We start from the raw sequence: 21,782 nt of genomic DNA on the forward strand, positions 1-21,782 counted from the left end.
CCCCCCGTGATGCCGTCAGTGAGCGAAGGCGTTGGCAAGCTTGCTGTTGTTGTCGGTGAACAGCCACACCAGCCCGTCTGCCGCCTGTTTGACCCCGGCAATGATGGCCAGCGACAACACCGCGACGATCAGACCATATTCGACGGCCGTAGCGCCCGTTTCGTCTTGGATGAATTGCTGCAGCAGGTTTTTCATGATCATCGATCCCTCATGCAGAAACTCTAATGTCCTACCCATTAAGAAAGGTTAACGGCAAAAGCTTAACAGCGAGTGAAACGCCGTCGCGCCGGAAAATCATTAACCAAGTCAGCACTCGCCGCTGCGGCTGCCGTCGTTGCGGATGACGCAGATTGAACTGGGCAAGGGCTGCAGCACGCTGCGGCGCACCGTATATGTATTGGGGCGGTGGCCGATCGATCCGGTCGCGGTCATGTCGAGCCCGCCCGCGAAGCCGTCGCGAACGCTCTGCGGCCGGGTCTGGTTGTCCAGGAAAGGCGTTGCGATCAGCGCCAGCGCCACCGCCGCCGAGCCGAAGAGAAGCGTGATCCGCAGGATGCCCATGCCGGCGTCCACCGCGCGAAATCCCCGGTCGGGCCGGATCGAATCCCAGTCTCTTTCAAGGCTCATGCCGTGTTTCCCAGTCATCGACGATATCGCCGCGCGAAACGGCCTCGCGCAATTTTTCACGTCGGGATAAATCTTCCATTAACGCTGACTAAACCAGCTCCCGGAAACGTGCGGAAACACTCAGCCGCCCGGGAAACGCCGACCTGCCGCCAAGTCGGCGCGAAACTACAAAAGGTCGATGAGGAACTGGATCAGCGGCGCATCGGCCGGCGGCATCGGATAGTCGCGCATCTGCCGCGGCCTGACCCATTTGAGCCCCTGGCCTTCCCTGGGCTGCGCGATACCACGAAAGCGGCGGCAGACATAGAGCGGCATCAAGAGATGGAAATCGTCATAGGAGTAGCTGGCGAAGGTGAGCGGCGCCAGGCACGGAATCTCGGTTTCGATGCCGAGTTCCTCATGCAACTCGCGGACCAGGCACTCCTCCGGCGTCTCGCCGGGCTCGACCTTGCCGCCTGGAAACTCCCACAGGCCGGCAAGCTGCTTGCCCTCCGGGCGCTGCGCCAGAAGCACGCGCCGGTCGGTATCGACCAGCGCGCAGGCGGCGACCAGCAGCAGTCGCTTTCCGGCCGGCTTGACCTCGCTCATGTGCCCGGCGGCCGACGATAGTGGTAGCGATAGACTTCCTCGAAGCCGAGCGACCGGTAGAGCGAGAGCGCCGGCGCATTGCCGGCCTCGACCTGTAGCCAGGCCTCCCGCGCGCCGCGCAGCCGTGCCCATTTCAGCGCCGACAGGATGAGATTGCGGCCATGGCCCTTCTGGCGCGCCGACTTTTCGGTGGCGACCTCGAACAGACCCGCGAGATCGCCGTCATGAACGCAGATCAGCGTCGCCAGCGGCTCGTTGCCGTCCTCGAGCGCGAACAGCCCCGCTTCCGGCTGGATGGCGCCGATGACCTCGGACAGGCCGGGTCGCAGCGAGGCGTCCGAGCCGCTCGTCCTCAGCGACGCGCCGATGAAACGGCTGATGTCCTTGAGCGGAATCTGGTCCATGGCCGCGCCAAGCTCGACCTCCTTCAGCGGCAACCGCATCACCAGGGATTCGTCGAACATGTTCCAGCCGGCCTTGTCGAGATGCGTGGACAAGACCTGTCCCGACAGCGGCGACATGCGAAAGGTGAGCGGCCTACCATAGGCGTCGAAGCGTCTTGCGGCGCGGCCGATGCGCTCTTCGATGGCGTGCGTGTCGCCCGGATCGAGCGGATTGACCGAGTTGAGGCGCTTGGCGGGGAGACCTGCGGTCAGCCGCACCACCCATGTCCCGTCATAATGGACGGCGGCCGCCGGCCAGGCGCGAAAACCCGCCGCCTCGTAGCGACGCACGACCGCGAGCACGCTTGCCGGATGCCTCGACACCGGCGCCATCAGCTCCGGTAATCGCCATTGATGGCGACATATTCCTTGGTGAGGTCGCAGGTCCACACCGTCGCCTTGCCGCGGCCGATGCCGAGATCGGCGCGGATGCGGATGTCGTCGCGCTTCATATAGGCCGAGGTCGCTTCCTCCGAATAGGCCGGATCGCGCTCGCCCTCATGCGCCAGGCGGTTGTCGCCGAACCAGATCGACAGCCGGTCGCGGTCGGCCGGCTCGCCGGCCTTGCCGACGGCCATGACCACGCGGCCCCAATTGGCGTCCTCGCCGGCGACGGCCGTCTTGACCAGCGGCGAGTTGGCGATCGAGAGCGCGATGCGCTTGGCCGAGCGGGCGGACTTCGCGCCGGTGACGGTGACCTCGACCTGCTTGCGCGCGCCCTCGCCGTCGCGCACCACCTGCAGCGCCAGCGACTTCAGCACCTTGCCGAGCGCCCGGCGGAAGGCGCCGAGCCGCGCGTCCTTGGGATCGCCGATCGCCGGCGCGCCGCGCGCCGCGGCCTTGCCGGTGGCGAAGAAGAGCAGCGTGTCGCTGGTCGAGGTGTCGCTGTCGACGGTCACCGCATTGAAGGTCTTAGCCGTGCCGCGCGACAGCAGGTCCTGCAGCACGGGGGCAGCGATCGGCGCGTCGGTGGCGATGAAGGAGAGCATCGTCGCCATGTCGGGCGCTATCATGCCGGCGCCCTTGGCGATGCCGTTGATGGTGACGTCGGTGTCGCCGAGCTTGACCGTCGCCGTCGCCACCTTCGGATAGGTGTCCGTGGTCATGATCGCCTTGGCCGCCTCGGTCCACTGATCCGGCCTGCCGTCCTTGACTAGGCCGGCCAGCAGATGGCTGAATCTGGTCGTGTCGAGCGGCTCGCCGATGACGCCCGTCGAGGCCAGGAACACCTCGCTCTGCGAACATCCGGCGGCCTTCGCCGCCGCCTCGCCGGTCAGCGCGGTCGAAGCCTGGCCCTTCTTGCCCGTGAAGGCGTTGGCATTGCCGGAATTGACCACCAGAACACGCGCCTTGCCGGCGGGCAGGTTCTGACGGCAGAAGTCGACCGGCGCCGACGGGCATTTCGACCTGGTGAACACGCCGGCGACAGCCGTGCCCGGATCGAAGGCCATAGCCAGCAGGTCGGTTCTGTTGCGGTACTTGATGCCGGCTTCGGCGGTCGCGATGCGCACACCCTCGATGACCGGCATCTTCGGATATTTCTTCGGTGCGAGCGGCGAAATCGTAGCAGACATCGGTATCCCGGAGCGGCAAGAACACGAAAGGAAGGAAGCCGGTTTGCCCGATAGCGCGCGCCGGCGCAAGAGGCGTTCTGGCCGCGCCTTGCCGGCTTGGCCGGCGGCCTTGCAATTGGAAACACGTCGTTTCGTTTCGTCGCCGAAGCCAATATGATCGGCTGCAGATTCACCGGCCAAGGAAGACCTCGATGGGCGAAGCCGCCGCTCGCGGGCGCAAGTCGATCGGCGCAAAACGCAGTCCCGAGAGCGCCGATGCCATCCTCAACGCCGCCGAGGCGGTGTTGCGCGAGGCGGGCTATCCCGGCTTCTCGATCGAGGCCGTCGCCCGGCGGGCGCGGGCGGGAAAGCCGACCATCTATCGCTGGTGGCCGAGCAAGGCGGCCCTGCTGATCGAGGTTTACCAGCGGCAGAAGCGCGTCGAGACGCCCGACACCGGGAACGTCGAGGACGATCTGGCCGGCTTCCTCGAGAACCTGTTCGCGCATTGGCGCGACACCCCGTCGGGCAACATCTTCCGCTCGCTGATCGCAGAGGCGCAGTCGGACGAGACGGCCGCGGCCGCGCTTGCCGAATATTCAAAAGGACGCCGCAGCCATACCGGCCGGATGATCGAGCGGGCCAAGGCGCGCGGCGAGGTGGCGGCCGACGTCGATGCCGGGATCGTCGCCGACCTGGTCGCTTCTTTCGCCTGGCGGCATCTGCTGACCGAACGGCTCGACGAGGACAAGGCGGCGATCCGCGCCGCCATTCGCTACATCACGCGGGGCATAATGAACGCTTGACCCCCGAAAGCGAAAGGGCGCCCAAAGGCGCCCTTTCAGAATTATTCAGCCGCAAGCGGATTACTTGCCGGCTTCCAGCGTGTCGATGTCCTTCTTGAGCTTCTCGTCCGGGATCTCGACCTTGGCGGCCGCGCGCAGCTCCTTGACCATGGCGAAATACTTGTCGCGGATCACCGCCTGCTTGGCCTGGTCCTTGACGTCGTCAAAGGCCGGCGGCTGCTTGGCGCGCTTGTCCTCGATCTTGATGACGTGCCAGCCGAACTGCGACTGCACCGGCTCCTTCGAATATTTGCCGACGTCGAGCGCGAACGCCGCCTTGTCGAATTCCGGCACCATCTGCCCCGGGCCGAACCAGCCGAGATCGCCGCCGCTGGTCTTGCCGCTCGGATCGCTGGTGTGTTCGTTGGCGAGCTTCTGGAAATCGGCGCCGCCGTCGAGCTGCTTGATGATCGCCTCGGCCTCTTCCTTCGTCTTCACGAGGATGTGACGGGCATGGATTTCGTTGACCGGCGGCGTGTTGGCGATCTCCTGGTCATAGCGGGCGCGCACTTCGGCGTCCGTCACCTTGTCGACCACTTCCTTCTCGACGACCTCGCCATGCAGGGCTCGCGCCTGCAGGAAAGCCATGCGGCGCTGGAAGTCGGCGTCCTTGTCGAGGCCGCTGTCGACGGCCTTCTTGGCCATGACGCGGATTTCGATCGCCGCCGAGAGGGCCGCAGCGCGGCGCTGTTCAGGCGGCAGTTGCGCGAACTGCTGCGACAGTTCCCCTTCGGCGAGCCGAAGATCGGCCTCGGTCAACTTCTCGCCATTGACGGTGGCGATCACGGCATTGGGATCGACCGGAGCAGCCGCGGGCGCCGTGGCGTCCGGCTGGGCGGGCTTGGTCTCTTGCGCCATCAGCGGCGACAGGCAAAGAGCCGAGAGCCCGAAGGCCAGACCGAGGCTGGCGAGCGAGGCGCGGCGGATCGACAGGGACATCAAGATAAACTCCAATGGGGATTGCCAATAAGGATCGCGTGAGCGGAAGGGTTCCAGATCAGTCGAATTGTGGCGGAATTTGGCGCTGCCGATAGGGCTAACGCGGCGTTGACATCGATTGAGCCCCCTCTTATCTGTCCAACGACTTGGCGTCCAGAACCGTTTTCCGGGCGCTTTTTGCGTTTGTCCGCACTCACGCGGATTTGATGGGCCCGCCCGGTGCCTGTCGCAAACGGCTAAATTGCTATCGAAAGGGCCATTGGATGGTCAGTCTCGGCGGTCTCGCCCGTAAGGTTTTCGGTTCTTCCAACGACCGCCGCGTCAAGTCGACCCGGCCAAGGGTCGAAGCCATCAACGCCATGGAAAACGAGATGCGGGCGCTTTCCGATGCCGAGCTTGCGGGGCGCACGGAAAAGTTCCGCCAGGATCTCGCCAACGGCGCTGCGCTCGACGATCTCTTGGTTCCGGCTTTCGCCACGGTGCGCGAGGCGGCCCGCCGCGTGCTTGGCATGCGTCCCTTTGACGTGCAATTGATCGGTGGCATGGTGCTGCACAATGGCGGCATCGCCGAGATGCGCACCGGCGAGGGCAAGACGCTGGTCGCCACCTTGCCGGTTTACCTCAATGCGCTCGCCGGCAAGGGCGTGCATGTGGTCACCGTCAACGACTATCTCGCCAAGCGCGACGCCGAATGGATGGGCCGCGTCTACAAATTCCTCGGCCTGACCGTCGGCGTCATCGTCCACGGCCTTTCCGACGAGGAACGCCGTGAGGCCTACGCCTGCGACGTCACCTATGCCACCAACAACGAGCTCGGCTTCGACTATTTGCGCGACAACATGAAGTATGAGCGCTCGCAGATGGTGCAGCGTGGACACTCGTACGCCATCGTCGACGAGGTCGATTCTATTCTGGTCGACGAAGCGCGCACGCCGCTGATCATTTCCGGTCCGCTCGAAGACCGCTCGGAAATGTACAACACCATCGACGCCTTCATGCTGAAGCTCAGCCCGGCCGACTATGAGGTCGACGAGAAGCAGAAGACGACGATCTTCACCGAGGACGGCACCGAGAAGCTGGAAAACATGCTGCGCGACGCCGGCCTGTTGAAAGGCGAGTCGCTCTATGACGTCGAGAACGTCGCCATCGTCCATCACGTCAACAACGCGCTGAAGGCGCATCTGTTGTTCCAGAAGGACAGGGACTACATCGTGCGCAACGGCGAGATCGTCATCATCGACGAGTTCACCGGCCGCATGATGCCGGGCCGCCGCTATTCGGAAGGCCTGCACCAGGCGCTCGAGGCCAAGGAGCACGTGCAGATCCAGCCCGAGAACCAGACGCTGGCCTCCGTCACCTTCCAGAACTATTTCCGCCTCTACAAGAAGCTCGCCGGCATGACCGGCACGGCGCTGACCGAGGCGGAGGAATTCGGCAACATCTACGGTCTCGAGGTCACCGAAATCCCGACCAACCTGCCGGTCATCCGCAAGGATGAGGACGATGAGGTCTACCGGACGGTCGAGGAGAAGTACAAGGCGATCGTCAGGGAAATCCGCGAAGCCAGCGCCAAGGGCCAGCCGACGCTGGTCGGCACCACCTCGATCGAGAAATCCGAGCAGCTGGCCGAGCGCCTGCGCAAGGACGGCTTCAAGGACTTCGAAGTGCTGAACGCCCGTCACCACGAGCGCGAGGCGGCCATCGTCGCCCAGGCCGGCAAGCCCGGCGCCATCACCATCGCCACCAACATGGCCGGCCGCGGCACTGACATCAAGCTCGGCGGCAATGCCGAGATGCGCATCGCGGAGGAACTTGGAGACATGCCCGAGGGCCCCGAGCGCGAGGCCAGGGAAAGGGAAATCCACGCCGACGTCGAGCGCCTGAGGGAAAAGGCGCTGGCCGCCGGCGGCCTCTATGTTCTGGCCACCGAACGCCACGAATCGCGCCGCATCGACAACCAGCTTAGAGGTCGTTCGGGAAGACAGGGCGATCCCGGACGGTCGAAATTCTTCCTGTCGCTGCAGGACGACCTGATGCGCATCTTCGGCTCCGAGCGCATGGACGGCATGCTGCAGAAGCTCGGCCTCAAGGAAGACGAGGCGATCATCCATCCCTGGATCAACAAGGCGCTCGAGAAAGCGCAGAAGAAGGTCGAGGCGCGCAACTTCGACATCCGCAAGAACCTCCTGAAATATGACGACGTTGCCAACGACCAGCGCAAGGCGGTGTTCCAGCGGCGCATCGAGCTGATGGACGGAGAAGGTCTCGCCGAAACCATTGCCGAGATGCGCGAAGGCGTCATCGAGGAGATCGTCGCCAAGAACATCCCCGAAAACGCCTATGCCGAGCAGTGGAACGTCGCCGGTCTCAAGGAGGAAGTGGCGCAGTACCTTAACCTCGACCTGCCGGTCGAGGAATGGGTCAAGGAAGAAGGTATCGCCGAGGATGACATTCGCGAGCGCATCACGGCCGCCGCCAATGCCGCCGCCAAGGAGCGAGCCGACCGCTTCGGCCCCGACGTGATGAACTATGTCGAACGCTCGGTGGTGCTGCAGACGCTCGACCATCTGTGGCGCGAGCACATCGTCAATCTCGACCATCTGCGCTCGGTCGTCGGCTTCCGCGGCTACGCCCAGCGCGACCCGCTGCAGGAATACAAGAGCGAGGCCTTCGAGCTGTTCCAGGCCATGCTCGGCAATCTGGAGCAGGCCGTCACCGCACAGCTGATGCGCGTCGAGCTGGTGCGCCAGGCGGCCGATGCGCCGCCGCCTGAAGCGCCCGAGATGTTCGGCAGCCATATCGACGGCTCCACCGGCGAGGATGATTTCCAGGGCGGCGAGACCGCGCTTCTGGTGCGTCAGGACACCAACGCCGTCGTCGCACCGGAAAACCGCGATCCGAAGAACCCCGCGAGCTGGGGCAAGGTCGGCCGCAACGAACTCTGCCCCTGCGGCTCCGGCAAGAAGTACAAGCACTGCCACGGCACGTTCGCCTGACGCCTATTTCCTTCTCCCCGTTCAACGGGGAGAAGGTGCCCGAAGGGCGGATGAGGGGCAGCGCCGGGGCCGGCGGTTTCCTTCAGGCGCAGAAACAAGCCTCACACCAGACCCGACGCGCGCGCCGCGGCAGCCGCTTCGCCGCGCGAGATGACCTCCAGCTTCTCCAGCACGGCCGAAACGTGGTGATCGACCGTCTTCGGCGAAATGGTCAGATGCGCGGCAATCTTCTTGTTGGAAAAGCCTCGCTCGAGAAGTTCCAGGACTTCCATCTGGCGCTGCGTGAGGCCGGCCTGGTTGGCGCGCGTCGCCTGTCGCGGCCCTCTCGCGATGTGACTGACGCCGCTTTCCCGCATGAGGCTGCGCGCCTGCTGCGCGACCGCCCTCGCGCCAAGGTCCTCGAAAATGGCGAGCGCCTCGCGCTGCGCCGCTTCGTCGCCGAGCAGCAAGGCCATTGCCTGTTCGAAAGGCGCCCCCATGTCGGCCCATAACCTGGCGGCGGCGCGCCAGTCGCCCGTCAGTTGCAGGCGGTGCGGCTCCGCCATGCCGTCCGTGTCGCCGGGTTCGGATCCCGGCGACAACAGTTCCCGCCAAGTGGCAAGTTCGCCGAACACGGCCGGCGTCGGCGCGAGATTTTCGGCAACCGCGATCAGCCGCAAGGCTTCCTGCTTGTCGGCTTGTCCAAGCCAGGCCGATTCGGCCAGCACCTGGGCAAACGCCACGAGGCGCTGCAGCTCCATGCCCTTGTCCAGGAACCGCCTCATCTCTTCGACGATCGGCTCGGCCGACGGGTCGCCGCGGCGGATGCGCAATCGTGCCAGCGCCACCAGCGACGGATAGCGCACCAGCGGCGTCGTTGCGTCGTCGTCGACAACCTCATGCGCCATTGTCGCGGCGTCGTTCCAGAAGCCGCGGCGAAGCAAAAGCTGCGCCTGCACGCCGCGCATGTAGTCGCGCCATGTCGCGAGATCGTTCTCGACGCAATAGCCGATGCCGCGATCCAGGAACGACGCCGCCTCCTTGAAGTTGAGCCTGTTCATCTCGACGCAGGCGCAGTTCGTGAAGGCGCGCGCCGCATGCTCCTGGTAGTTGCCCGACAGCGCAATCCCAAGGCTGCGGGCGAGATCGCGCCGCCCCTTGGCAAAATCCAGCCATTGTCCGGCGGCGCCGACATTGTTCAGCGCATGACATAGAATGTCCGCCCGGTTGAGCCGCTCCGCCAGCTCGACCGCCTTGCCGCCGAGCGAAAGGGCGTCCTCGAGCCGCTCGGCCAGCATCGCCAGTTGCGAGAGGTTCGAATAAGCCATCGCCAGCTCGGCGCTGTCGGGCGCGGTCTCCAGAAGCCCCACGGCCTGCTCTCCGAACCGATCCGCCGACTCGCGATCGCCGAGCAGATAGGCGAAGCGTGACGAGCACCTGAGGCTGTCGCCTTCCTTGAGCCGGTCGCCCAGCGCCTGGCGCAGCTGGCGCGCCCGGCCCTGCGCCTCCATCGCCGCCTCGACGCGGCCGATCAGGTGGCACTCGAAGGCATGCCCCTCATAGAGCTCCGCCCGCTTTTCGATCGGCAGGATATCCGCATAGCGCAGCGCGACCTCGTAATAGCCCGCCGCATCGCGATGCGCGCCGACGCGGGATGCCTCGCGCGCGGCAAGCGGCGCGAGCTCGCGCACCACGTCGAGGCTTTGTGCTTCCACGGCATGATGCACCAGCCTTGCGGTGGCGACTTGCGGATTGTCCCGCAAGGCTGCCAGGGCACGCTCATTGTACTCCCGCCGTTTGCTGGGCGTCAGCGCCATCTCGATGGCCGTGCGGGCGATCTCGTGCCGGAAGGCGTAGCCGTCGCCGAAATCCTCGAGCAGGCCGTGGGCCAGGCATTCGGCGAGCTGGCCGGCGGCGGCGATCCCGCAAAGGCCGCTCAGCGCCCAGGCATCGGCGCGGCGCGGAAACACCGAGACCGCGTCGAGCATCGAGCGGGCGCCGGGCGACAATCTTTCGGCGCGCGCCAGCACGGCGTCGCGGACGCTCGCCGGCAACGCGCCATCGACCGCGGCGGCGAGCAGCTCGGTGACGAAGAAGGCGTTGCCCGCCGTTGCGCGGTAGATCGCGTCGCCGTCGCGCGCGGCCGCCGCGGCGAGCGAGAGCACCGCGCTTTCGCTGAGCAGCGGCACTTCTATGCGTTGGATGTTGCCGGCCGGTATCTCACCGAGCGCCCGGCGCACGCGCATCTGTCCTTCGCTGCGGTCGGTGCGCGCCGTGATCAGAAGCAGGATGTGCGTGTTTGCAATGCGCCGGCCGAGGAAACGCACGAAATCGAGCGTCGCGTCATCGGCCCAGTGCAGGTCCTCGATGACGAGCAGGGATGGACCTTTCGCTTCGAAAACGTCGAGCGCCTCGGAAAACAATGGCAGCCGCTGCACCTGGCGGTCGTCGATCGCTCGCGGTGGCTCCCACTGCGCCTCGCGCGCCAGATCGTAAAGCGGCCCCAGGGGATCGGGAATGGAGAGATCCTCGCAGGCGCTGCGAAGCACGGTCAGGTCCTTGCCCAAGCGGCTTGCGAACGCCTCGGCCAGCGCCGTCTTGCCGGCGCCGGCTTCTCCCGACAGGACCACGACGCGGCCGCGGCCGCCTGTTGCATCCGCCAGCAAGGCACCCATTTGCTGCAGCTGCGTCTGCCGTTCCAGAAGCATTGTCACCCTCTCGCCAAATCAGAATTTCCATCGTGGCGGGCCGCCGCCGCGATAGCCTGGGAAACGGCGCGACAATGTGACTTTCCACACACTGAGGTGCCATCTTCCACATAAAACGTCGCAAAGATAGGGATTCGTCCCGGCCAATATGGGGAATGGCTCCGATGCGCGCCTGCCACGAAGGTGATTTCTGCTGGGTCGCGCTTGAACCGAGCGCAATTCACCAATGAAAGGAAACCGATCGTGCCTCGTTACCTGATTGAGCGTACCTTCCCCGATGGGCTGCACGTGCCGATGAACGACGCCGGCGCAACCGCGATGGGCGGCGTCATCGCCCGCAATGCCGAGAAAGGCGTAACCTGGGTGCAATCCTTCGTCTCGCCCGACAAGAGCAAGAGCTTCTGCATCTACGATGCGCCCTCGCCGGAGGCGATCCGCAGCACCGCGCAGAAGAATTCGCTTCCCGTCGACAAGATCACGGAGGTCCGGGTCCTCGACCCCTACTTTTATCGCTGATCGGGCAGACCATGTTGGGCAGACCATACCCGTCGCCGGCGGACCTGACGCCGTGCCAGAAGACGAGGCTGCATCCGCCGCGGCGGACATCGTCCCGTCACGGCGCGGCTTCATGCGACGGGCTGTGTCGGCGTTGCTTTCGCCCCTGCGACACCGGCGACGCTTTCTGCCACCGCAGGACGACTACCTGAGACGCGACATCGGCCTGCACGAGCGGGAAAACCCGCGCGAATACTGGGAACATTGGTGGCATCACAGCTGATCCCGCACCGGGCAATTCCAAGAAGACTGCGCAGCGGTTTTCCGTCCGGAATTGCGCAAAACAAAGACTTGGAGCGGTTCGTTCGGTGAACCGCTCTGGTCGGGATCAGCGACCATCCCTTTTACCGACAGGCGCCGCCGGCGTTCGGAGTTGGCCTACCGGCCGACTGCCGCCGCTTGCGCGCCTCAATTGGAGAGACAAATGAACATTCAGACCTTAATCAAATGCGTTGTCGGCGCTTCTGCCTCGATCATCATGCTGATGGCGGGCGCGGCCACGGCAGAAACCGTCAATCCGCTTGCCGAAAAGGTGCGGGCGCTCGACAGCCGCTTCGAGGACGTCGCCGTGGCGAAAGCCGAAGGCTATGCGCCGATCCCCTGCGCCAGCGGCCTCACCGGCGGCGCGATGGGTATCCACTACGTCAACGCCGCCTATCTGAAGGACGACGCCGTCGACGTCGCCAAGCCGGAAGCCGTGATGTACGAGCCGATGGCCGACGGCACGCTGAAGCTGATCGCGGTCGAATACATCACCGCGAAGGGCCCGGCCTCGCTCGAAGGCCATCTGTTCAACTTCAACACGGCGCCCAACCGCTACGGCCTCGGCCCGTTCTATGAGCTGCATGTCTGGGCCTGGAAGCAGAACCCCACCGGCGCCTTCGCCGACATGAACCCGAACGTGTCGTGCGATGCCATGCAGGGGATGTGAGCAGCGCCCTAGCCTTCTCCCCTTGTGGGAGAAGGTGGATCGGCGCGATAGCGCCGAGACGGATGAGGGGTGTTCCAGCGGAGTGAGAGCTCTGCGTTCCCTGGAACACCCCTCATCCGTCGCCTTCGGCGACACCTTCTCCCACAAGGGGAGAAGGAAAAGCCCGCTCCCCCACCCACCCTTTCTTAAGGTGTTTCGGATAGACCCGAAACCTTGGAAAGAGGCGGAAAACGGAGAGTATTCGGGGTGCGCTTTTCCGCGGCAACGACTGCCGGGCGGTTCCTGCCGCAGCGCTGGGCGCTGCGCATGCGGCCGTTGCTTGGCCGCATCGACGCCGTGCTGTCCACCGCCGACGAACGCGGCGAAGCCGGGCGCATGTCGCTGATCGCCTTTTCCATCCGCATCGTCAGCGCCCTCATCGCCTTCGTCAGCCAGGTGCTGATGGCACGCTGGATGGGCTCGTTCGAATACGGCATCTCGGTGCTGGTCTGGGTGACGATGGTCATCGTCGGCAATCTCGCCTGCCTCGGCTTTCACACCTCGGTCATCCGTTTCATTCCCGAATATCGCGAGCGCGGCATGCTGGCCGAGTTGCGCGGCATCGTGCAGGCGAGCCGCCTGTTCGTGCTCGTCGCCTCGACGCTGGTGGCAGGCCTCGGCGCCCTTGGCGTCTGGCTCGCCTCGGATTGGATCGAGGATTACTACGTCATCCCCTTCATACTCGGCGTCATCTGTCTGCCGATGATCGCGCTCGGCGACCTTCTGCAAGGGCTGGCGCGCGCCAATTCCTGGGCGCTGCTGGCGCTGTCGCCCACCTATCTGGTGCGGCCGGTGCTGATCCTGGCATTCATGGCGCTGATGCTTGGCCTGCACTATGTGCCCGACGCCAAGACCGCGATCTTCGCCTCCATCGCCGCAACCTATGTCACCACGCTCGGCCAGCTGATGGCCGTCACCTCGCGCATGGAGAAAAAGATCCCGGCCGGGCCGAGGGCGGTGCATTTTAGCCAGTGGATCCTCGTCTCGCTGCCGATCTTCCTGGTCGAGGGCTTCTTCTTCCTGCTCACCAACGCCGACGTGCTGATGGTGGGCGCCTATCTCGACCCCAATGACGTCGCGGTCTATTTCGCCACGGTGAAGACGCTGGCGCTGGTGCATTTCGTCTATTTCGCGGTCAAGGCCGGCGTTGCACAGCGCTACGCCCAGTTCACCCATGGCGAGCCGCATCGGCTCGCCGCCTTCGCCCGCGAGACCGTCTCCTGGACCTTCTGGCCCTCGCTGCTGATGGCGCTCTTGGTGCTGGCGCTGGGCGAGCCTATGCTGGTGCTGTTCGGTCCCGAATTCACCGCCGGCTACCCGCTGCTCTTCCTGCTGGTTCTCGGCGTCGTGGCGCGCGCCGCCGTCGGCCCCTGCGAAAGCCTGCTCACCATGAGCGGCAACCAGAACATCTGCGCCGCCGTCTATGCCATGACGCTTGCGCTCAACATCGGCCTCAACGTGATCCTCATTCCGCTGTTCGGCCTCTGGGGCGCGGCAATCGCCACCAGCCTGGCCATGGTCTTCGAGGCCAGCGCGCTCTCCTTCACCGTCTGGCGCAAGCTCGGCATCGTGATGGCGATCTTTGTGCCCGCAAACAAGGAAGTCGCCTGATGGCCGCCGTCCCGTTGCTCGAAGAGACCAGCGGCGGCACCGCCGGCGCCATGGTTTCCAACCTTGCCGGCCTGGCGCGCGAGGTCGACCCCGCCCATATCGAGCTCTTCGCCAGCAACAGGCCGGAGCGCAAGCTCGCCATCTATCCGGCCTCGGCCGGCTTCGATCTTGTCGAGGAGCTTGACTATCTCAGCGCCCGCACGATCGAGCCGAATGTCTTCTTCAACCCGCGCTTCCTGGCGCCGGCGATGCCGCGGCTGGAAGACCGCGAGGTGCGGCTGGCCGTCATCCGCGACGGCGACGAATACCGCAACCGGCTTCGGCTTCTGGCGCCGTTCTCGGTCGAGCGGCCGGCGATCCCGCTCGGCGTCCCGGTGATGCGCACATGGTCGAGCCCGTTCGGCCCGCTCGGAACGCCGCTGGTCGATCGCGACGATCCGGTCGGCGTCATCGAGGATTTCTTCTCGATGCTGTCGCGGCCGCATCTCAAGCTGCCCAAGGTCTTCGTGCTGCCCGATATGCGCCTCGACGGTCCGGTTGCGAGCCTGCTCACCTCTTTTGCCGACAGCCGCGGCCTGACCATGGTGACCACCGGCAAGGTCGAGCGGCCGGTGCTGGAAAGCGATGCCGACGGCGAGGACTACCTCAAGACCTCGCTGCGCGCGCATCACTATCGCGAATTCCGCCGCCTGAAGCGGCGTCTCGCCGACCTCGGCAAGCTGGAGCACGTCGTGGCGCGCGGGCCGGACGAGATCCGCCACGCCATCGAAAGCTTCCTGACGCTCGAAGCGGCCGGCTGGAAAGGCCGCGAGCGCACCGCGATGGCGATCGACCGCTACCGCGCCGCTTTCGCCCGCGAGGCCGTGCACAGGCTGGCCGAGCAGGACATGTGCCGCATCCACCTCTTGACGCTCGACGGCCGCACCATCGCCTGCCTGGTCGTCTTCGTCGAGGCCGGCGTCGCCTACACCTGGAAGACGGCCTATGACGAGACGCTCTCCGCCTACTCGCCGGGAACGCTGCTGATGATCGAGGTGACCAGGCAGCATCTCGACGATCCCAACATCGTCATGACCGATTCCTGCGCGGTTCCGGACCATCCGGTGATGAGCCGTCTGTGGAGCGAGCGCAAGCCGATGGGCACGCTGGTGATCGGGCTGACGCCGGATGCCGACCGGCTGGCCCGGCAGGCCGCCTCGCAACTGCATCTCTACCGCGAAACCCGCAACATGGCGCGCATCCTGCGCAACCGCATGCGGAGCCTGCTGAAAAGACGCTAGATGGGCGGCGAGACACCGGCTATGGCTTGCGGCGGCCGGACCCGGCGTGCCTTCACCACAAAGCACTTCAAATGATCGATATCGTCCTGCGCTTCGCCCGCCTTTGTGCGCCGCTTGTCCTGCTCGCCATGCTTCCGGCTCGAGCCGTGGCCGACACCTGCCCGGAGGATTGCAGCGATCCGGCGCCTCCCCCGGTCAACATCTACAGCCAGACCATGGCCGGCCATCTGAGCCCCGCCACCGCCGGCGCGCTGCCGCGCGTCTATGTGCCGAACCGCTCCTCCAACAGCGTCTCGGTGATCGACACCGTCACCTTGAAGGAGGTCGACCGCTTCCCGGTCGGCAGCAAGCCGCAGCATGTTATTCCGTCCTGGGATTTGAAGACGCTGTGGGTCGCCAACAACGGCACCGGCAAAAACGGCAGCCTGACGCCGATCGACCCGATGACGGCCATGCCCGGCCAGCAGATCCCGGTCGACGACCCCTACAATCTGTATTTCATGCCGGACGGCAGCGCGGCAATTGTCGTCGACGAGGCGATGGAGCAGCTCGATTTCCGCGACCCGCACACCATGACGTTGAAATCGAGCCTGCCGACGCCGACTTGCCCGGGCATCAACCATGCCGACTTCTCTGCCGACGGTTCCTACGCGATCTTCACCTGCGAATATGGCGACGGCGGCCTAGCCAAGATCGACCTGAAGAACCAAAAGCTGCTCGGCCATCTCGACTTCTCCAGGATGGGCATGCCGCAGGACATCCGCCTGTCGCCCGACGGCAAGGTCTTCTACGTCGCCGACATGATGAATGACGGCGTGTTCCTGGTCGACGGCGACAGTTTTCGGGAAATCGGCTTCATCCAAACCGGCATCGGCGCGCACGGCTTCGTCGTCAGCCGCGACGGCAAGCGGCTCTACGTCTCGAACCGCGGCTCGCAGAGGATGGAGCAGGGCAAGGCCAGGGGTCCGGGAAGCGTCACGGTGATCGACTTCGCCACCCGCGCCGTGGTCGCGCAATGGCCGATCCCCGGCGGCGGCAGCCCCGACATGGGCAATGTCAGCGCCGACGGCAGGCAGCTATGGCTGTCGGGCCGCTTCGACAGCGAGGTTTATATGATCGACACCACCAGCGGCGCCGTGACGAAAATCCGCGTCGGCGCCGAGCCGCATGGCCTCACCGTGTGGCCGCAGCCGGGGCGCTACTCGCAGGGGCATACGGGGAATATGCGGTAGGGCACTTTTGTGAAGGCCCGCCATCCGAAGCTCGCAGAGCGAAGGATGGTGCCCCTAGCCGGGATCGAACCAGCACTCCTTGCGGAACTCGATTTTGAGTCGAGCGCGTCTACCAATTCCGCCATAGGGGCTCAGGCCGGGCGGCCTGGATGGGCGCGGACTATACGGTTGGACGGCCTTTCGTCAACTGGCCTGTTGCGGATTTGCCGGCACCGCTTGGGCCAAACAGCATCCGGCGGTCTTGTAAGGACCACCGCCATTGTGCGCGGCAGGAAATCTTTCTAGAGAGGCGAATGTTTAAGGTGCCCGGTCGATAATGACGGCTGCGGCGCTTTGGGTCCTTGTTTCGTACGTGCCGGTGGCCGAAAACCGCTGCGCCGTTTGGGGTGACATGCATTAGGTAATTCCAGGAAAAGCGCAGCGGTTTTCCCGTCCGGAATTGTGTCAATCGCATTAGGAGAGCCGATGCTTCGCGGACTTTACGACTGGACCCTGTCGCTGGCGGCGCGCAAATCGGCCGAATGGTGGCTGGCCTTCATTGCCTTCGTCGAAAGCTCGGTCTTCCTGGTGCCGGCCGACGTGCTCTTCCTGCCGATGGCGCTGTCCAAACCCCAGCGCGCCTATCGCTATGCGCTGATCGCCACGGTCGCTTCGGTTCTGGGCGGCGTCGCCGGCTGGTTCATCGGCCACTATGCCTATGAGGCAGTCGCCAAGCCGGTGCTTGAATTCTACGGCAAATATGATGAGTTCGAGCAGTTGCGCACCTCGTCCGGCGTCGGCTTCATCATCCTGATGCTGGTCACCTCGGGCGCGGCCCATCTGCCGCCGATCAAGGTGGTGACGATCCTGTCCGGCGTCATCGGCGTCAATCTCCTGCTCTTCATCGGGCTCGCGATCGTGGCGCGCGGCGCCCGTTTCCTGCTGCTTGCCTGGCTGCTTCGCCGCTATGGCGAGGAGATCAGGGAGTTCATCGAAAAGCGCTTGGGATTGATTGTCGGCGCCGGCGCCGCTGCCCTGATTTTGCTCTATATCCTCGTCAGATACGCCCACGGATAGCGACGCAACAACGGACCGATAGATGACCGCGACCATGAATGCCGACACCGGACGCCAGCGCATGCGCGCGGCGCTGTTTCTCGCCGTCGCCATGGCCGCGACGGTCGGCTCGGCGCTCGCCTTCCAATATATCGGCGGCTACATCCCCTGCCATCTCTGCCTGGAGCAGCGCACGCCCTACTATATCGGCGTGCCGCTGATGCTGCTGGCGGCGATCGCCTCGATGCTGCGAGCGCCGGCCTGGGTGACGCGCGGGCTGCTCGCGATCGGCGGCTTGCTGATGCTCTACGGCCTCTATCTCGGCGTCTATCATTCGGGCGTCGAATGGGCATGGTGGCAAGGTCCGGCCGACTGCACCGCCGGCGCCGGTCCGGTCGACACTGGCGGCAAGGGCGTGCTCGACGCGCTCGACAAGTTCGTGCCGCCCTCCTGCGACAAGGCCGCACTGCGCATCCTCGGCCTGTCGCTCGCCGGCTGGAACGCCATAGCCAGCCTCGTCCTCGCCGCCGTCGCCTTCCGCAGCGCGCTCGCGCGGGATTGAGCCGACACCAAAGCGGCGGCGCGAGATCGTTCACAGAATTCGGCAGGATGAGTCGTATGAAGTGAGCGTCGAGAACCGGAGCGGAGCGTACTTACAGTGCGTGAGCACCGGAAGCGCAGAAAGCTGCGGCAGGCGACCAGCATGGCGAATTTGTGCCGAACTCTAAGGCTCCAGTTCGACATCCCAGTAGAGATAATCCATCCAGCTTTCATGCAGATGGTTGGGCGGGAACAGGCGGCCGTTGTTGTGCAGGTCATGCACCGTCGGCTGATAGGGTTTTTGCAGCGGCCACATCTTGGCCTGGGCCGGCATCAAGCCGCCCTTGCGGAGGTTGCAGGGCGAGCAGGCGGCGACGACATTCTCCCAGGTCGTCGCTCCGCCGCGATGGCGCGGGATGACATGGTCGAACGTCAGATCCTCGGGCGTTCCGCAATACTGGCACTGGAAGCGGTCGCGCAGGAAGACGTTGAAGCGGGTGAAGGCGGGATGCCTGGACGGCTTCACATAGGCTTTGAGGCTGACCACGCTCGGCAGCTTCATCGAGAAGGTCGGCGAAGAGACGGCGTGCTCGTATTCGGCGACGATGTTCACCCGGTCGAGGAAGACGGCCTTGATGGCGTCCTGCCACGACCAGAGCGACAGGGGATAGTAGCTGAGCGGACGGTAGTCCGCGTTCAGCACCAGCGCGGGAAGCCCATCCGGAGATACGGCAACCGTCACGTCCTTCGCCTCCTTGCTTCTAGAACCGAACGGCGCGGATACTGTAAGCCCGACATGACAGGGATGTGAAGCGGATTGTCGTGCGTCGAAATCGCCAAAACCGCATGATTTTCAGGCTTTTTTTGCCATTTCGATAGTCGGCGCCGCATCCCTGCCCTTCAATTCCCGGTAATAAGCCCAAAAAAGCCGCGACGCGACACCCCGCCACGGCCTCCATGATTCGGCCAGCCGGATAAGCATTTTCTCCGGCGGACGCGGGTCGATGCCGAGCGCATGGCCGACCGCCGTCTGCAAGGCGACGTCGCGCGCGGGAAACACATCCGGATGGCCGGCGGCAAACAAAAGGTAGCATTCCGCCGTCCAAGGACCGATGCCGGGCACGGCCGTCATCGCTGCGATCGCCTCGCCGGCGTCCAGCGTGCACAGGTGATCGAGATCCAGCCCGCCGGCCACCGCTTCAGCGACGGCGAGCAGCCCGCGCTGTTTCGGCCGCGACAGCCCGGCCTCGCGAAACACGCCCTCGTCGGCGGCAAGGATCGCCTGCGGCGTCAGCGGATCGACAAGCTTCACCAGCCGCCCGAAGATGGCGTCGGCGCTGGCGCGGGAAACTTGCTGTGAAACGATAATGGAAGCGAGGCTCTGAAAGCCAGGTTCCGACAGCCGCAGCGGCACTTTGCCCGCCCGGCCGCGCACGGCCGCCAGCCGCGGATCGATCCGGCAGAGCGCGTCGAGCCCTGTCGCAATGTCGTCCAGCGAGGCGATGCGTTGCACGTTGCTTGTTCCCAGGGCGCCCGCGAAATGGCAATTGATGGCTAACTAGCAACCGGCGGAAGCGCCTTTCAACCCGAATACCGCCCGAGATATGACACTCCTGACATTCCGCTTCGCGCCGAGCCCCAATGGCCAATTGCATCTCGGCCATGCCTACTCGGCTCTGCTCAACCAGCGCATGGCGGCGCAGGTCGGCGGGCGCCTGCTGCTGCGCATCGAGGATATCGATGTCACCCGCTGCACACCCGAATTCGAAGCCGGCATTTTTCGCGACCTCGAATGGCTGGGAGTGCACTGGGAAGAACCGGTGCGCTGCCAGTCCGAGCATTTCGCCGAATACCGGGAGGTGCTGGACCGGTTGATCGCCGAGGAACTCGTTTATCCGGCCTTCATGAGTCGCGGCGAGATCCGCGCCTTTATCGCCGAGACCGGCGGCCGCGACTGGCCGCGCGATCCGGACGGCGTGCCGCTCTATCCGCCGCTCGACAAGCACTTGCCGGTGAAGGAACGCAAGCGGCGGATCGCGGACAACATGCCTTTCGCCTGGCGGCTTGACGTCGAGGCGGCGATGGCGCGCGTCACGGCCGGCCTGTCATGGGTGGAGTTCACCGACGAGACGATGTCGGCGACGCGAGCAATCGAAGCGCAACCACGGGCCTGGGGCGACGTCATCGTCGCCCGCCGCGACATCCCGACCAGTTACCATCTCGCCGTCGTCGTCGACGACGCGCTGCAGGCTGTCAGCCATGTCGTGCGCGGCCAGGACCTCTATTCGGCGACCGGGGTGCAGTGCCTGCTGCAGCAACTGCTCGGCCTGCCACAGCCGCGTTATTTCCACCACCGCCTGATCCTCGGTCCCAACGGCAGGAAACTGTCAAAGAGCTTCAAGGACACTGGCCTGGCCTCCCTCCGGGAGGCGGGCATGTCGCCGCAGGACGTCAGACGATTGGTCGGTTTTTAGCTGGCTAGAGGCGCGCCATCCCGGCCTTGATCAGCGCCAGCACGCTGATGAAGACAAAGGCGCCGCCCAGCCCGCAGGCCACCGCCAGCTTGAGATCGCTCAGGCTGATGCCATGCTTGTTTGCGACCCCCACCGCGACGAAAAAGCCGAAGATGAACAGCAGTGTGTTGCCGGTCGGGCCGAAGCCGCTCTCCCCCATGATCGCGTCGAGCGCCGTGCCGAAGAAGAAGCCGAAGCCGGCGATGATCGCGAAGGCGAACAACAGCCAGGTCGTGTCCAGATGCAAAAACATGCCCCACCATGGCGCGGCGACGCGCCATGCCCCTCTTGGCACGGTTTGATGAATTCAACTTAGCTTATGGATCAACCGTTTCGTTTTGCTTGCGGGATTGAACGGCATTAGAGCAATTGCCGTCATCAACCGTTCATCCCGGCAGCCTCCCCCATGCAGAGCATCAAGCGGTTCATTCCCGCCTCCTTCGTCGTTCTGTGGGCGACCGGCTTCATCGGCGCGCGCTATGCCATGCCCTGGGCGGAACCCTTCACCTTCCTTGCCATCCGCTTCGTGATCGCGGCGGCCCTGTTCGCGGGGCTGACCGTTCTGCTTGGCTCGCGCAAGGCGACGCGCGAAGAGGCGCTGCACGCAACGGTGGCCGGCGTCCTCATGCATGGTGTCTATCTCGGCGCCGTCTTCTGGGCGATCCACAGGGGCATGCCGGCCGGGTTTTCGGCGCTGATCGTCGGCCTGCAGCCGTTGATCACCGCCGTGCTCGCCGGAAAGTTCCTCGGCGAAGCGATCCTGCCGCGCCATTGGGCCGGCCTCGCCGTCGGCCTTCTCGGCGTCGTCATCGTGCTGTGGCCGAAGCTGGGCGCGCTGGGCGGCGGCGTCACGCCGGCGACGCTGACGGCTTCGCTCGTCTCCGTGCTTGGCATGAGCGCCGGCACCATCTGGCAGAAGCGCTATGCCTCAGGCGGCGATCTGGTGTCGGCGACGATGTGGCAGTATGTCGGCGGCTCCGCCGTGATGATCCTTGGCTCGCTCGCCTTCGAGACCCGCGCCGTCACCGTCAATGGCGAATTGATCTTCGCCATGGCCTGGCTGGTCCTGGTGCTGTCGGTCGGCGCCATATTCCTGCTGATGGTGATGATCAGGGATGGTGAGATGTCGAAGGTCGCCTCGCTGTTCTACCTGGTGCCGGCCGTAACCGCGGTCATCGCCTGGCTGCTTTTCAACGAACAGCTCAATCTGCTGCAGATCGCCGGCATGGCGATCGCCACGCTCGGCGTCGCCCTGGCGACGGCGCGGCAGGCGAGGAAAGGGGAACTGGGGAATTGAAGAACTGGGGAACTGGAGAATTGAGGAATTGAGGAATTGAGGAATTGAAGAATTGAAGAATTGAAGAAGAA

General features: G+C 64.9%; 21 protein-coding genes and 1 tRNA gene. 11 read left to right on the forward strand and 11 right to left on the reverse strand.

Annotated features, from left to right (window positions below; translation table 11 throughout):
- Positions 1–15: 15 nt before the first annotated feature.
- From LB529_RS14805 to argJ, 5 genes are all read right to left on the reverse strand, one after another.
- Positions 16–195, reverse strand: a complete 180-nt coding sequence (locus LB529_RS14805) for a Flp family type IVb pilin (RefSeq protein ID WP_095767573.1) — start codon at positions 193–195, stop codon at positions 16–18.
- 111 nt (positions 196–306) lie between these two features.
- Entirely contained in the window at positions 307–627 is a 321-nt protein-coding gene (locus LB529_RS14810; protein WP_095767514.1) for a hypothetical protein, read from the reverse strand.
- A 165-nt stretch (positions 628–792) separates the two neighbouring features.
- On the reverse strand, positions 793–1,215 hold the full coding sequence (locus tag LB529_RS14815; RefSeq protein WP_140847406.1) for a (deoxy)nucleoside triphosphate pyrophosphohydrolase: 423 nt from the start codon (positions 1,213–1,215) through the stop codon (positions 793–795).
- A complete protein-coding gene (locus LB529_RS14820; RefSeq protein ID WP_224711472.1) occupies positions 1,212–1,991 on the reverse strand; it encodes a GNAT family N-acetyltransferase in 780 nt (259 codons plus the stop codon). Before LB529_RS14820 ends, LB529_RS14815 begins: the two co-directional genes overlap by 4 nt.
- Positions 1,991–3,232, reverse strand: a complete 1,242-nt coding sequence (argJ, locus tag LB529_RS14825) for a bifunctional glutamate N-acetyltransferase/amino-acid acetyltransferase ArgJ (protein WP_224532540.1) — start codon at positions 3,230–3,232, stop codon at positions 1,991–1,993. The genes LB529_RS14820 and argJ overlap by 1 nt, the downstream gene beginning before the upstream one ends.
- A 191-nt stretch (positions 3,233–3,423) precedes the next feature.
- Between argJ and LB529_RS14830 the strand changes: the two genes are divergently transcribed.
- On the forward strand, positions 3,424–4,017 hold the full coding sequence (locus LB529_RS14830) for a TetR/AcrR family transcriptional regulator (RefSeq protein ID WP_224711473.1): 594 nt from the start codon (positions 3,424–3,426) through the stop codon (positions 4,015–4,017).
- A gap of 60 nt (positions 4,018–4,077) precedes the next feature.
- Here LB529_RS14830 and LB529_RS14835 read toward each other — a convergent pair whose 3' ends face one another.
- Positions 4,078–4,995, reverse strand: coding sequence for a peptidylprolyl isomerase (locus tag LB529_RS14835; protein WP_224711474.1), 918 nt, complete (start codon positions 4,993–4,995; stop codon positions 4,078–4,080).
- A 263-nt stretch (positions 4,996–5,258) separates the two neighbouring features.
- Here LB529_RS14835 and secA point away from each other — a divergent pair, with 263 nt between their 5' ends.
- Positions 5,259–7,991, forward strand: coding sequence for a preprotein translocase subunit SecA (gene secA, locus LB529_RS14840; protein ID WP_224711475.1), 2,733 nt, complete (start codon positions 5,259–5,261; stop codon positions 7,989–7,991).
- Between the two features lie 101 nt (positions 7,992–8,092).
- On the opposite strand, the gene LB529_RS14845 is transcribed toward secA, so the two are convergent.
- The gene (locus tag LB529_RS14845) at positions 8,093–10,678 is read right to left on the reverse strand and encodes a helix-turn-helix transcriptional regulator (RefSeq protein WP_224711476.1); all 2,586 of its coding nucleotides are present in this window, start codon (positions 10,676–10,678) and stop codon (positions 8,093–8,095) included.
- 243 nt (positions 10,679–10,921) lie between these two features.
- Here LB529_RS14845 and LB529_RS14850 point away from each other — a divergent pair, with 243 nt between their 5' ends.
- The 5 genes from LB529_RS14850 to LB529_RS14870 all read left to right on the forward strand — a co-directional run bounded on the left by LB529_RS14850 (position 10,922) and on the right by LB529_RS14870 (position 16,326).
- Positions 10,922–11,194 carry a DUF4242 domain-containing protein gene (locus tag LB529_RS14850; RefSeq protein ID WP_095767571.1) on the forward strand — a complete coding sequence of 91 codons (273 nt, stop codon included), beginning with the start codon at positions 10,922–10,924 and terminating at the stop codon, positions 11,192–11,194.
- Positions 11,195–11,711: 517 nt separating this feature from the next.
- Positions 11,712–12,164, forward strand: a complete 453-nt coding sequence (locus tag LB529_RS14855) for a hypothetical protein (protein ID WP_224711579.1) — start codon at positions 11,712–11,714, stop codon at positions 12,162–12,164.
- Between the two features lie 246 nt (positions 12,165–12,410).
- Complete coding sequence (locus LB529_RS14860; protein ID WP_224711477.1) at positions 12,411–13,814, forward strand: lipopolysaccharide biosynthesis protein; 1,404 nt, start codon at positions 12,411–12,413, stop codon at positions 13,812–13,814.
- The gene (locus LB529_RS14865; protein WP_224711478.1) at positions 13,814–15,094 is read left to right on the forward strand and encodes a GNAT family N-acetyltransferase; all 1,281 of its coding nucleotides are present in this window, start codon (positions 13,814–13,816) and stop codon (positions 15,092–15,094) included. The genes LB529_RS14860 and LB529_RS14865 overlap by 1 nt, the downstream gene beginning before the upstream one ends.
- Positions 15,095–15,165: 71 nt before the next feature.
- Entirely contained in the window at positions 15,166–16,326 is a 1,161-nt protein-coding gene (locus tag LB529_RS14870) for a YncE family protein (RefSeq protein ID WP_224711479.1), read from the forward strand.
- A 46-nt stretch (positions 16,327–16,372) separates the two neighbouring features.
- Here LB529_RS14870 and LB529_RS14875 read toward each other — a convergent pair.
- Positions 16,373–16,457 (reverse strand) — tRNA-Leu (locus tag LB529_RS14875).
- A gap of 334 nt (positions 16,458–16,791) precedes the next feature.
- Between LB529_RS14875 and LB529_RS14880 the strand changes: the two genes are divergently transcribed.
- Both LB529_RS14880 and LB529_RS14885 read left to right on the forward strand, forming a co-directional pair.
- Positions 16,792–17,382, forward strand: a complete 591-nt coding sequence (locus LB529_RS14880; protein WP_224527497.1) for a YqaA family protein — start codon at positions 16,792–16,794, stop codon at positions 17,380–17,382.
- 22 nt (positions 17,383–17,404) lie between these two features.
- Complete coding sequence (locus LB529_RS14885; protein ID WP_140632836.1) at positions 17,405–17,923, forward strand: disulfide bond formation protein B; 519 nt, start codon at positions 17,405–17,407, stop codon at positions 17,921–17,923.
- A gap of 162 nt (positions 17,924–18,085) precedes the next feature.
- Here the strand turns inward: LB529_RS14885 and LB529_RS14890 are convergent, their stop codons facing one another.
- Entirely contained in the window at positions 18,086–18,643 is a 558-nt protein-coding gene (locus LB529_RS14890; RefSeq protein WP_224546054.1) for an HNH endonuclease, read from the reverse strand.
- Positions 18,644–18,754: 111 nt separating this feature from the next.
- Complete coding sequence (locus LB529_RS14895; RefSeq protein ID WP_140845917.1) at positions 18,755–19,414, reverse strand: DNA-3-methyladenine glycosylase family protein; 660 nt, start codon at positions 19,412–19,414, stop codon at positions 18,755–18,757.
- 91 nt (positions 19,415–19,505) lie between these two features.
- Between LB529_RS14895 and gluQRS the strand changes: the two genes are divergently transcribed.
- Positions 19,506–20,375 carry a tRNA glutamyl-Q(34) synthetase GluQRS gene (gene gluQRS / locus LB529_RS14900; protein WP_224711480.1) on the forward strand — a complete coding sequence of 290 codons (870 nt, stop codon included), beginning with the start codon at positions 19,506–19,508 and terminating at the stop codon, positions 20,373–20,375.
- A 4-nt stretch (positions 20,376–20,379) separates the two neighbouring features.
- Here gluQRS and LB529_RS14905 read toward each other — a convergent pair whose 3' ends face one another.
- Positions 20,380–20,637 (reverse strand): hypothetical protein, encoded by a 258-nt coding sequence (locus LB529_RS14905; RefSeq protein WP_224608072.1) that lies wholly within the window; start codon positions 20,635–20,637, stop codon positions 20,380–20,382.
- 183 nt (positions 20,638–20,820) lie between these two features.
- Here LB529_RS14905 and LB529_RS14910 point away from each other — a divergent pair, with 183 nt between their 5' ends.
- Positions 20,821–21,711 (forward strand): DMT family transporter, encoded by an 891-nt coding sequence (locus LB529_RS14910; RefSeq protein ID WP_224633287.1) that lies wholly within the window; start codon positions 20,821–20,823, stop codon positions 21,709–21,711.
- Positions 21,712–21,782 lie beyond the last annotated feature (71 nt).

This window comes from Mesorhizobium sp. CA5, assembly GCF_020165105.1.
Classification (GTDB): domain Bacteria; phylum Pseudomonadota; class Alphaproteobacteria; order Rhizobiales; family Rhizobiaceae; genus Mesorhizobium.

Coding starts and splice junctions, on each gene's coding strand:
- LB529_RS14865 (WP_224711478.1), top strand. CDS start 13,814: ATGGCCGCCGTCCCGTTGCTCGAAGAGACCAGCGGCGGCACCGCCGGC.
- gluQRS (WP_224711480.1), top strand. CDS start 19,506: ATGACACTCCTGACATTCCGCTTCGCGCCGAGCCCCAATGGCCAATTG.
- secA (WP_224711475.1), top strand. CDS start 5,259: ATGGTCAGTCTCGGCGGTCTCGCCCGTAAGGTTTTCGGTTCTTCCAAC.
- LB529_RS14815 (WP_140847406.1), bottom strand. CDS start 1,215: ATGAGCGAGGTCAAGCCGGCCGGAAAGCGACTGCTGCTGGTCGCCGCC.
- LB529_RS14805 (WP_095767573.1), bottom strand. CDS start 195: ATGAAAAACCTGCTGCAGCAATTCATCCAAGACGAAACGGGCGCTACG.
- LB529_RS14845 (WP_224711476.1), bottom strand. CDS start 10,678: ATGCTTCTGGAACGGCAGACGCAGCTGCAGCAAATGGGTGCCTTGCTG.
- LB529_RS14855 (WP_224711579.1), top strand. CDS start 11,712: ATGCTGATGGCGGGCGCGGCCACGGCAGAAACCGTCAATCCGCTTGCC.
- LB529_RS14885 (WP_140632836.1), top strand. CDS start 17,405: ATGACCGCGACCATGAATGCCGACACCGGACGCCAGCGCATGCGCGCG.
- LB529_RS14910 (WP_224633287.1), top strand. CDS start 20,821: ATGCAGAGCATCAAGCGGTTCATTCCCGCCTCCTTCGTCGTTCTGTGG.
- LB529_RS14830 (WP_224711473.1), top strand. CDS start 3,424: ATGGGCGAAGCCGCCGCTCGCGGGCGCAAGTCGATCGGCGCAAAACGC.
- LB529_RS14820 (WP_224711472.1), bottom strand. CDS start 1,991: ATGGCGCCGGTGTCGAGGCATCCGGCAAGCGTGCTCGCGGTCGTGCGT.
- LB529_RS14870 (WP_224711479.1), top strand. CDS start 15,166: ATGATCGATATCGTCCTGCGCTTCGCCCGCCTTTGTGCGCCGCTTGTC.
- LB529_RS14810 (WP_095767514.1), bottom strand. CDS start 627: ATGAGCCTTGAAAGAGACTGGGATTCGATCCGGCCCGACCGGGGATTT.
- LB529_RS14835 (WP_224711474.1), bottom strand. CDS start 4,995: ATGTCCCTGTCGATCCGCCGCGCCTCGCTCGCCAGCCTCGGTCTGGCC.
- argJ (WP_224532540.1), bottom strand. CDS start 3,232: ATGTCTGCTACGATTTCGCCGCTCGCACCGAAGAAATATCCGAAGATG.
- LB529_RS14880 (WP_224527497.1), top strand. CDS start 16,792: ATGCTTCGCGGACTTTACGACTGGACCCTGTCGCTGGCGGCGCGCAAA.